Source organism: Pseudomonas sp. P4_B4 (assembly GCF_056402255.1).
In genome coordinates this window covers 36,604-48,749 of record NZ_JBFUHS010000044.1, presented here as the reverse complement: position 1 = coordinate 48,749, position 12,146 = coordinate 36,604, and the positions used below count along the sequence as shown (strand labels likewise).

Below are 12,146 nucleotides of genomic sequence, written 5' to 3'. Positions count from 1 at the left end.
CACTGACGAGGACGTCATTACCCGCCCCCCCCGCGATCACGTTGTCGAGCGCGTTGCCGGTGCCCGCAAAGTCGCCGCTGCCGCCGAAAAACAGATTTTCGACGTTGGCACCCAGGACGTAGCTCCCGAGCGAGGTCCAGACCGTGTCGCTGCCGGCACCGGCGAGCTCGCTTACCACGTCCCCAAGGTCGGTGACTTCGTAGACATCGCTGCCGCCACCGCCAGCCATCGTGTCGGCACCTGCACCACCGATCAGGACATCGTTACCCGCACCGCCCACGAGCGTGTTGTCGAGCGCGTTGCCGGTGCCCGCGAAGTTGCCGCTGCCGCCGAAAAACAGATTTTCGACGTTGGCACCCAGGGTGTAGCTCGCGAGCGAGGTCCAGACCGTGTCGTTGCCGGCACCGCCGAGCTCGGTCACCACGTCCCCAAGGTCGGTAACTTCGTAGACATCGTCGCCAACACCGCCGGCCATCGTGTCGGCACCCGTACCCCCGATGAGAATGTCATTGCCCGCGTCACCATTGAGGATGTCGTTGCCACCCAAGCCGTTCAGGATGTCGTTGCCATCACCTCCGCTGGCCACGTCGTCGCCTGCCGTGCCGGTGAATATGTCGGCACCGGCGGTACCGACAAACAGATCACCGACCACTGTCGTTGCGGCAGAGGTGACTCGCTCAAGTGTGCCGAGGTCATCGGTGTAACTCGCGATGACACGCAGTTGCTGACCGACCTGCGCCTGGCTGGGCGTGAAGGTCGTGCCCGTCGCGCCGGCGATGTCGGCAAAGACCGCACCGCTCCCCGCCTGCCACTGATGGGTAATCACCGAGGTCGTGGTCCCGTTGGCGTCGGTGAACGCATCCGTGGCGGTCAAGCTGGAGCCTTCCGTCGGGGTCGTATCGCTGATCAGCACCGTGCCAACCGGTACGACGTTGACGGGGCTGCCGCCGAGCGGCGCAGTTGGCGCGGTCGGCGCCGAGAACACGCTTTCCAGCACGCCGTGGGCGTCCTGATAGACGGCCCTGACGCGCAGCAGCAGTCCCTCCTCAGCCGCGGTCACCGTGAAGGTCGGACCGGTCGCGGTTCCTAGTCCGCCTCCGAGCGCAATACCGATGTCGTCGAAGATACCACTGCCCGGGTTTGTCTCGACCTGCCATACGAAGGCGATGGGACTGGTGATCGCACCTCCGCTAGCGACATTGTCCGCATCGCTGACGGTGTCGGCCAACACCGTCAACACTTGGCCAACGGCCGGCGTGCCATCGCTGATCCTCAGCAAGCCCACCGGCTCGGCGTTCAAGCCCGCCACCAGGACCCGCGACTGATCGGCGAACTGCAGCCGCTCGACATTGCTGAGCCTGTCAGTACCGTCCCGACCGACGACGCTGTCGGCCACGGTGATCGTGCCGTCGACGTTCTCGATGACGGTGTAGTCGGCCAGAAGGCCGGTGTACAGGGCCGTGTCGAAGGAATGGCCAGGGTTAAGGGGGTCAGGCGCATCCGTCAGGATCTCACGGACGGCGACGAGTTGGCCGGGGTTGTAAGTGCCGTTGAGCATGAGCGGCACCAACGGGACCATGCTGTCGAACGTTGCGATCTCCGGACCTGTGCCATCAATGTTCTGCCGCACACTGATACGTACGTTGAGCCACTTGTCACCGTCGATCAGGTCATCGCCACCATCACCTTCGATGATGTCGCTGCCGCCGCCGCCGAGGACGATGTTGCCGGCGCCGAACTGATCGTCTGCCGTGCCCACAATGCCGTCCGGGCCGGCTGCTGCGGTGCCGACGAACGAACGCAGGCCGCTGATCAGGTCGAAGTTGGTGAGCACGCTGCCCTGAGCACCGGCAGCCGCGATCACGGTGGCATCGGCATCATTGCCACGCAGGATGTCGCTGAAGTGCGATCCCGACAGACCTTCCACCTGACGGAACCGAGCCACGGTTGCGCCCAACTCCGGCAATGGCGCAGCGAGAGCGATGTCGGCGAGGCCCAGGTCGACGGACACGCCGAACGGGTCGTCCTTGAAACCGGCCCAGTCGTAACCGGAACCGCCCAGGTAGCGGTCGCCCGCACCGCCGTTGCCGTACATGATATCGTCGCCGCCTTCGGCCATGAATCTGTCGGGCGAGCCGGTGCCGATGAAGATGTCGTTACCGCGTATCAAGTCGAGCCCGTTCGGGTCGAAATTGTCGCCGGGAGCACCATCGGCCGTTCCCCTCTCGATCCAGTCGTCACCTTCGTTACCCATCAGTTGTTCGTCGGCGATACTGCCCATGATGAAGTCGTCGCCCGCGCCACCGAAGACCTCCGAGGAGTCCTCACCGGTGACGACGAAGTCCTTGCCGAAGCCGCCGAGGTTCAGATTCACGCCGTTGCCACTGTGGATGACGTCGTTGCCGTCGCCGCCATGAATGGTGTCGTCGCCCCCGATGTCCGTGATGATGTCGTCGCCGTCGCCCCCGACCATGAAGTCGTTGCCGTAGCCACCTTCGAGGCGGTCATTGCCACCGTCGCCATAGAGCGTGTCGTCGCCGTCGCCAGAAACGAGAATGTCATTGGCGGCCGAGCCACCGAGCACCACATGGTCTTCGCCGGTGTACTGCAGGTAGTTGGTATCAGGGCCGACCGTCGCAGGGTTGTCCCGAATGACCAGCGGCGTGAGGAGGATGCCGCCGACAGGGTCGGCATTGCCCGGCAGGTTGTCGGCGGCCTCATTGACTGGCGTCAATGGATTGTCGACCAATATGCCATCCGGCCCGGCAATCACGCTCGCGTTGAACTGCCTGGTCGGGTCGACCTCCAGGGTAAAGGCCGGAGTCAAGAACATGACGGCTGGGAGGTGGGTCGCATCCGTGTTGGCCATCACCAGTCTCGCGAACGAGTTGTTCTCTAACTCGGTGACGAAGTTAAGCCCCGCGTTGCGTTCCAGGTAGTAGAAGCGGTCGGCGTTCTGCAGCTTCTCCATCTGGGTCTCGAACACGAAGTTGAAGGTCGAGCCGAGCATGCCGCCAAACGGCATTTTTTCCTCGGCGAGGCCGCCGATCCAGAGGTCGATGTTGTCCAGACCGGTAATGGTGACGCCGGTCGGGCCACTCGCCCAGGCGCCGGTGCTATTGAGGAAGTCCAGCCGGTCCGCCGGCTCGCCGGCACCGCCCAACACCAGGAGAGAGGCTGCGGCGCGCTTCCCGTCGAGCGTGGTGGCGCTGGTAATGGAGGCGTGCGTGCCATAGGCGGCGATGAAGTTGATCAGCGATTCCGGATGCTTCAGGTGTTGCACCAAATCGGACCAGCTGATGTAGGGCTTCAGGTTGCTGTCGCCGGTCGCGGTGTAGAACTCACGACGCGCCTCGTTCAGGGTCGGAAGCCCGGTATCACGACCGCGCGCGATGTTGAGGGCGGGCAGGTCGAGCGGCAGGCCCAGCAAGTTGTTGCGCACCGCTTCGGTGACGAACTCATCGATCTCGTTGCCGACCTGGCGCGTCACGCCGCGGACGATGGCACCGGCCGCCTGCTCCGGGGTCGGGCCGCTGGCCGCAAACGCCAGCGGATTGAGGAAGGCCTGAATCAGGCCGACCTCGCTCGAGACGAAGTTGGGGTCCAGCCGGTCGATGGTCTCGACCAGCATCGAGTGGCCGAGGCGGTAGACCGCGTGCGCGAACTCGGCGACGATCGCCGGGTCGATCTCGGTTTGATAATTTTGGTGTTCGCCAAGGAAGGGATCGATGTTCGGCTGAATGGTACGCGCGAACTCTTCGAACACCAGGTGCTGGTACTGCATCTCGGTACCGAATTTCGCCGCCTGGAACAGGCGCTCTCCGTTCCAGTGCAGGGCAGCGATCTCAGCCGCGGTTGTTGGCAACACCAACAATTGGGCATCGGGCATCAGCCACTGGTTCAGGAAGTTGACATCGTTGGAGGCGATGGCCACATCCTTGGTGTGCTGGACCAGACGGTTGTGCTCCGAGTGGAAAATCGCGTGGACGGTGGTCAGGCCGATGTTCTCGTTGACCCGGCCGTCGCCGGCGATGTAGTGCGCGTCAAGCAGTTCGTTGTCGTAGAAGCCTGCGGCCACCGGTCCGCCAGCAACGTCATCCAAGTCAGCCAAGAGCGGAGCACCGGTCTGGCTGTCCACCGGAACGGCGGTGTGGGCGATATCGATGAGGAACTGGTGGCCGGTGCGCACGGCATTGACCAGGCTGATCGGCGCCGCCGGATTACCCTCGACGAGAACATCATCGGCGGTATCAGCAATACCATCCGCGCCCCTCATCATGACCATCGGGAAGCCGTTCGGGCCCTTGATGAAATTGCCGTAGGCATCGGTGGCGAGCAGCGGCACGTTGTCGAAGTCGGCATCGGTAAGATTAATGCCAAGCAAGTCGTGCGCCTGCGCCTTTACTACTTTCCAGGTGGCCATCCCGCCGATTTCGACGTCGTCGGCAGTGCCGAACAGGCCATCGGCGCCCAGGTCACGATTGGTGATCAGCTTGCCGGTCGCCACCGGCTCGCCGGCGGCATTGAACTCGTAGGCGCGCAGGAACACCTGGTGTGAAGGGTGCGAGGTATAGGTCTGGTTCTGGTCGACGAACGGCGTGGTGGTGTTTGCAGCCTCGTGAATGTCGTCGGCGGTGCCGAGGATGCCATCGGGCCCGGGCAGGTTGGTGGCCCGCGTCAACACCATGAAGTTGGTCGGGCTGCCCGCAACGAACAGCGGATCGTCCGGCTGCAGCGGGATGAACACCGTGCCGCTGCCGCCCTTGGTCACCAGGTCGAGGCCGTGGTCGAAGAACTGACCGAAGAAGGTCATCCAGGTATTGAACGGTGCGGACAGACCTGCGTCCGGCGCCACGTTAGGCATGAAAAAGGTCTGGAACGTCGTGCCGTCGGTACGGGTTCCAGTAACCACCTGCGCACCGTCCTTCAAGACATCGTCAACCGTGCCGAGGATGCCATCCGGACCGGGATCGAACGTGGCCGCGACCGCCGCCGGGTTGGTGGCGGTGTTGTCGGCGATCAGATTGCTGATGGTGCGAGGCTGCGAGTCGGTCACCAGGCCGCTGGTCTGGGCGTAAGAGGTGCCCGCCTCCGCCGTATCGAACTGCGCCGGAACCAGTCGCGGGAAGACCGTGTCGGCTGCACCGAACTCGTTCTGACCCGCCACCAGGTTGTTGAACGACCCGTCGACCGTGCGCAGGCCCAAAGGCACCCGTGCATTCGGCAGCATGCTGAGAAGATCCTCACCGGCCGCATTCCTTTCCGAGATCAGAATCTGATCGAGAATGAACTGCAGATCGGCCCGGATATAGTGCACACCGGTGCTGGCGACCGGAGTCTCGACCGGCAGCGGGGCTGCCGCTGGCGGAGCAACGCCGGCTACGACCGCTGCGGTTGGAGCAGAGAACGCAGTCTCAAGCACACCATTTTGATCCTTATAGACGGCCCTGACGCGCAATTCCAGCCCGGCGAGATCCGGGGTCACCCTGAAGGTCGGCCCGGTTATGTGCGCCAATGCTGCGCCCCCGTCCGCAAGACGGGTGATGTCCTGAAAGACGCCCGTACCCGGGACTGCTTCGAACTGCCAGTAGAAGGCGATCGGTCCGGTGATGGCACCGCCGGCGTTGTCGGCATCGGTCACGCCGGCAGCCGACACCCTCAGCAACTGACCCGTGGTCGGCGTAGCGTCCGGGGTGTTGCTGGCAGCATCGAGTATGGTCAGCAAGCCCAGCGGGTCGTTGTTGAGCCCGACCCCGCCTGGCAGGGTGAGCGACTGATCGTTGAACTGCAGCCGCTCGATATTGGTCAGGCGGTCGGTGCCGTCGCGCCCGACGACGCTGTCGGCCACGGTGGTCACGCCGCCCACAGTGGTGACGGTATAGTCGAGCCGGTTGCCAGTGAACAAGGTCGTGTCAAAGGCGGGGGCAGCAGTCAGGATCTCGCGGACGATGACGAGCTGACCGGGGTTGAAGGTACCATCGAGCATAAACGGGATCATGGGCTCCATGCTGTCGAAGGTGGCAATCTCCGGCCCAGTTCCATCAAGGTTCTGGCGCACGCTGATGCGCACATTCAGCCACATGTCGCCGTCGATCAGGTCGTCACCGCCGCGGCCTTCGATGATGTCGCTGCCACCACCGCCGAGGAGGATGTTGCCCGCGCCGAACTGATCGTCTGCCGTGCCCAGGATTCCGTCCGGGCCGGCTGCAGCCGCGCCAAGAAACGCCCGCAGACCGTTGACGAGGTCAATATTGGTGAGCACGCTGCCTGGGACACCGGCAGCGGCGATCGTGGCCGCGTCGGCATCATCGCCGGTCAGCATGTCGCTGAACGCCGACCCCGACAGACCTTCCACCTGGGGGAATGTGGTATGCACGCCTGCAACTGAAGGCGACAGGGCCGATTGTTCGAAGGCGACACGGCTCATGTCCACAGTCACGCCGTAATGATCATCCTTGTAGGTGGCCCAGTCGAAACCGGACATGCCCAACATCTTGTCCGGGCCCTCACTGCCGATGAAGATGTCATCGCCGCCTTCACCGATCATTTCATCGAAGCCGCCGTCACCGCTGAAGACGTCGTTGCCGCCGGTCAACTCTGCCAGCAAAGCCAGTGGCAGGTTACCGGCGAAATTGTCGCCGGGGGCGCCGTCCTGGGTCCCGACCTCGATCCAGTCGTCGCCATCGCCGCCCATCATTTGTAGGTTCAGCCGGCTGCCGAGCATGAAGTCATTGCCAGCGCCAGCGAAGACCTCCGAAAAGTCCTCGCCGGTGACGATGAAATCGTTGCCGGCGCCGCCGAGAATGATATTGGTGCCGTTGCCGCCGTGGATGACGTCGTTGCCGGCCTCTCCGTGGATGACGTCGTCGCCGCCCATGTCGGTGATGATGTCATCGCCATCGCCACCCTCGATCTCGTCGTTGCCATAGCCGCCTTCGAGGCGATCATTGCCGGCGTCGCCCCAGAGCGTGTCGTCGCCGTCGCCAGAAACGAGAATGTCATTGCCGGCGGTGCCGCCGAGCACCACATGGTCTTCGCCGGTGTACTGCAGGTAGTTGGTATCAGGGCCGACCGTGTTGGGATTGTCGCGGATGACCAGCGGCGTGACCTCGACGCCGTTGATCATGATGCCACCAGTGGGATCGGCATTGCCGGGCAGGTCATCGACGGTGCCCAGTATGCCGTCCGGACCGGCAATCACGCTCCGGTTGAACTGCCTGGCCGGGTCGACCTCAAGGGTAAAGGTCGGGCTCGAGAACATGAGGGCCGGGAGATGGGTCGCGTCGGTGTTGAGCATCACCATCTTGGCGAACGAGTTGTTCTCGAGCTCGCTCAGGAAGTTGAGTCCCTGGGTGCGGTGCAGGTAGTAGAGCCGGTCGCCGTTTTGCAGCTTCTCGAGTTGGTCCTCGAAGACGAAGTTGAAGGTCGAGCCGAGCATGCCGCCGAACGGCATTTTTTCCTCGGCCAGGCCGCCGATCCAGAAGTCGATGGCATCAACGCCGGTAATGGTTGCCCCATTTGCCAGGTTGGCATAGACGCCGGTGCTGTTGAGGAAGTCCAGGCGATCCGCCGGCTCACCGACGCCGCCCAACACCAGGAGCGTGGCCGCTGCGCGCTTCGCGTCGAGCGTGGTGGCGCTGGTAATGGAGGCGTGCGTGCCGTAGGCGGCGATGAAGTTGATCAGCGATTCCGGGTGCTTCAGGTGTTGCACCAAATCGACCCAACTGGTGTAGGGCTTCAGCTGGCTGTCGCCGGTGCCGGCGTAGAATTCACGGCGCGCCGCGTTCAAGGACGGGATGCCGGTATCGCGGCCGCGCGCGATGTTGAGGGCGGGCAGGTCGAGCGGCAGGCCCAGCAAGTTGTTGCGCACCGCTTCGGTGACGAACTCATCGATCTCGTTGCCGACCTGGCGCGTCAAGCCGCGGACGATGGCGCCGGCCGCCTGCTCCGGGGTCGGGCCGCTGGTCGCAAACGCCAGCGGGTTGAGGAAGGCCTGAATCAGGCCGATCTCGCTGGAGACGAAGTTGGGGTCCAGCCGGTCGATTGTCTCGGTCAGCATCGAGTGGCCGAAGCGAAAGACCGTGTGCGCGAACTCGGCGACGATCGACGGATTGATCGTGTCATCGAAGTCTAGGAAGGCGTCGACTTGCGGTTGAACGGTACGCGCGAACTCTTCGAACACCAGATGCTGATACTGCATCTCAGTGCCGAACTTGGCCGCCTGGAACAGGCGCTCACCGTTCCAGTTCAAGGTCGACAGATCAGCAGGAACAGCCGTGACGGGCGTCAGCAGCCACTGGTTCAGGAACGTCAGGTCGCCGGCGGCCGTTGAGGCGAGGATCGTGTCCTTGGTCTGCTGGACCAGCCGGTTGTGCTCGGAGTGGAAGATGGAGTGGACGGTGGTCAGGCCGATGTTCTCGTTGACCCGGCCGTCGCCGGCGATGTAGTGCGCGTCGAGCAGCTCGTTGTCGTAGAAGCCTGCGGCCAGCGGGCCGCCGGCAACGAGGTCGGCATCGGCCGTCAGTGGCGCACCGGTCTGGCTGTCCACCGGAACGGCGTTGTGGGCGATATCGATGAGGAACTGGTGGCCGGTGCGCACGGCATTGACCAGGCTGATCGGCGCAGCAGAATTACCCTCGACGAGAACATCATCGGCGGTATCAGCAATACCATCCGCGCCCCTCATCATGACCATCGGGAAGCCGTTCGGGCCCTTGATGAAATTGCCGTAGGCATCGGTGGCGAGCAGCGGCACGTTGTCGAAGTCGGCATCGGTAAGATTAATGCCAAGCAGGTCGCGCGCCTGCGCCTTCACCACTTTCCAGGTGGCCATCCCGCCGATTGCGACGTCGTCGGCCGTGCCGAACAGGCCATCGGCGCCCAGGTCACGATTGGTGATCAGTTCGCCGGTCGCCATCGGCTTGCCGGCGGCATCGAATTCATAGGCGCGCAGGAACACTTGGTGCGAGGGATGCGAGCTGTAGGTCTGGTTCTGGTCGACGAACGGCGTGGTGGTGTTTGAAGCCTCGTGGATGTCATCGGCGGTGCCAAGGATGCCATCGGGCCCGGGCAGGTTGGTGGCCCGCGTCAACACCATGAAGTTGGTCGGGCTACCCGGAACGAACAACGGATCGTCCGGCTGCAGCGGGATGAACACCGTGCCGCTGCCGCCCTTGGTTACCAGATCGAGGCCGTGGTCGAAGAACTGACCGAAGAAGGTCATCCACGAGTTGAACGGCGCGGACAGGCCCGCGTCCGGCGCCACGTTAGGAATGAAAAAGGTCTGGAAAGTCGTGCCGTCGGTACGGGTTCCAGTAACGACCTGCGCACCGGCCTTCAAGACATCGTCAACCGTGCCGAGGATGCCATCCAGACCGGGATCGAACGTGGCCGCGACCGCCGCCGGGTTGGTGGCGGTATCGTTGACGATCAGGTTGCTGATGGTGCGCGGCTGCGAGTCGATCACCAGGCCGCTGGTCTGGGTGTAAGAGGTGCCCGCCTCAGCCGGGCGGAAGACTGGAGTGGTCAAGCGCGGGAAAATGTTGTCGGCTGCGCCGAACTCGCTCTGACCCAGTCTCAGGTTGTTAAACGTCCCGTCGACCGTGCGCAGACCGAAAGCAAATTCCGGGTTCGGTATCAGGCTGGCGAGCGACTGGCCGGCATTATCCGCTTCCGCGATGAAAATCTGCTGGAGAATGAACTCCAGGTCCGACTTGTTGAAATTGGCCATTTTGGATTGCCCTCGATCTGTCTGGGTCAAGGCACGGGACGAGAAAATCCTCCCGCGCCAAGTCAAGTGCTGGCTTGCGCAGTGTGTTGGTTATGTTTTTTAGCGAGAGCTCTGGCGTTACCCGTGACCCGGGATACGCGCCTGGAATTCGCGAAATGAATTGCTCGCCGGGCGATCAGGCAGAGCGGATTCGAGCCCTGGGCGGGCCATGGAATCTGGAAGTGAAGGCGAACGTCCTGGACAGCCCCTTCCCTCTGCAAAAGAACGAAATGATCGACATGATTCTGCTCCTCTCAGGAGAATCACCGCGCCTTGCGTTGCCAAAGCGATGGCAGGTTTCAGGCGGGCGGCCCCCCGATAACTAAGACTAAAGTTCCATAGCAAATATTTGTCAATTTAACGTCACTAAAACAGACGACTGGTGTTTGACAGCTCAACTAGCTGTTTTTAAAAGACATATAGAAAGTTGAGTGCAGGTATAGAGCGAAATGTTATTTCTAACTGTTTCATCGCCACCTACGCTGCTGCATAAGGGAGCAACGCTGCGATTTCGCAAGACTCGCCATCCATAGAGCGACCAGCCTGCGTGTCCATAAGCTGTTTACGGATCTACATTTACCGTTAACTGTTGCGCCACAGGGGCAACCGGCTTTTTCGAAGTGGGAGGACCAACATGCCCAAGCAGTCGAGCATCCGTTCCGAACTGGCCGACGCGATCTTTCGCATGCGCCGCAGTTTTTACTCGCTGGCAGCGTTCAGCGGTGTCATAAACGTCATGATGTTGACGCCAGCCGTTTATATGCTGCAGGTCTATGATCGAGCCCTGGTCAGTCGCAACGTCACGACGCTGGCGATGTTGACCGTTCTGGTGTTAGGTCTGTTCTTGCTGATGTCTACGCTGGAAATGATCCGCACCCGCGTGCTGATCCGGGTCGGCAACTGCCTCGACATGGAGCTCAACCAGCGCATTTTCACCGCTGCATTCGAGCGCAACCTGAGCCGCGCCGGAGGTAATCCGGCCCAGGCGCTGCAAGATCTCGCGCAGGTTCGTCAGTTCGTCACCGGCAACTCCCTGTTCGCTTTCTTCGATGCACCGTGGACACCGATCTATCTGCTGGTCGCCTATCTGATCCACCCACTGCTCGGACTGCTCACGCTGATCGGCTCGCTGATTCTGGTGGCCCTGGCTTGGCTCACCGAGAAGGCGACGCAGAAGCCGCTGGCCGAAGCCAATCAGGCCGCCCTCTCCTCCGCCCTGTACGCCAACAACAACCTGCGCAATGCCGAGGTCATCGAGGCCATGGGCATGCTGCCGTCGATCAGCAAGCGCTGGTACCAAAGCCATTTGCGCATCCTGGAAATGCAGACCCTGGCCTCCGACCGCGCCGCCTTGATCAGCAGCACCGGGCGCTTCGTGCGGATCACTTTGCAGTCGCTGATCCTCGGCGCCGGTGCGCTGCTGGCGATCGACGGCAAGATCACCCCGGGGATGATGATTGCCTGCTCGATCCTCACCGGCCGCGCACTGGGCCCGGTGGAACAGGTCATCGCGTCGTGGAAGCAACTGCTCGGCTGCCGTTCGGCCTGGGGACGGCTCAACGAGATGCTGCACGACTATCCGCGCCGGCCACCGAGCATGTCGCTGCAGCGGCCGCAGGGCATGTTGGCGGTGGAGAATGTGTATGCCGGCGCCCCCGGTACCAACAACACGATTCTGCGCGGGGTGGGCTTCAGCCTTGTCCCCGGCGAAAGCCTTGGCATTATCGGTCCATCCGCCTCGGGCAAATCCACCCTCGCCCGCCTGCTGGTTGGCGTCTGGCCGGCGCAGGCGGGCAAGGTACGCCTGGACGGCGCGGACATATTCACCTGGAACAAGGGTGAACTTGGCCCCTGGCTCGGCTACCTGCCACAGGACGTGGAGCTGTTCGAGGGCAACATCGCCGACAACATTGCGCGCTTTGGCGAAGTGGACAGCGAAGCGGTCATCCGCGCCGCCAAGATCACTGGCGTGCACGAGATGATCCTTCGTTTTCCACAGGGTTATGACACCCGTCTGGGCACCGATGGCAGCCCGCTTTCCGGTGGCCAGAAGCAACGAATCGCCTTGGCCCGCGCATTGTATGGCGAGCCCAATCTGATCGTGCTGGATGAGCCGAACGCCAACCTCGACGACGTCGGCGAAAAGGCCTTGGTCGATGCGCTGGCCGAACTCAAGGGCCGCGGTGCCACCGTCATTCTGATTTCCCACCGTCCCAACGTACTCTGCGCCGTCGATAAAGTACTGATGTTGCGCGACGGCGGCGTGCAAATGCTCGGCACGCGCGATGAAGTATTCGCAGCGCTACGCAAGGCCGCTGTAATGCCTGCAGGCGCGTCGACCCCTCTGGCCTCCGTCAAAGCACGGGAGTGACCGATC

Annotated in this window: 2 protein-coding genes; one reads left to right on the top strand and one right to left on the bottom strand. The window is 62.7% G+C overall.

Annotated features, from left to right (window positions below):
- The coding region (locus AC1DVE_RS28465; RefSeq protein ID WP_477784364.1) for a peroxidase family protein at positions 1-9,730 on the bottom strand (9,730 nt) is incomplete at its 3' end.
- 673 nt (positions 9,731-10,403) lie between these two features.
- On the opposite strand from AC1DVE_RS28465, the gene AC1DVE_RS28460 reads away from it, so the two are divergent.
- Entirely contained in the window at positions 10,404-12,140 is a 1,737-nt protein-coding gene (locus AC1DVE_RS28460; protein WP_223458476.1) for a type I secretion system permease/ATPase, read from the top strand.
- The last annotated feature ends 6 nt before the right edge of the window (positions 12,141-12,146 follow it).

Coding starts and splice junctions, on each gene's coding strand:
- AC1DVE_RS28460 (WP_223458476.1), top strand. CDS start 10,404: ATGCCCAAGCAGTCGAGCATCCGTTCCGAACTGGCCGACGCGATCTTT.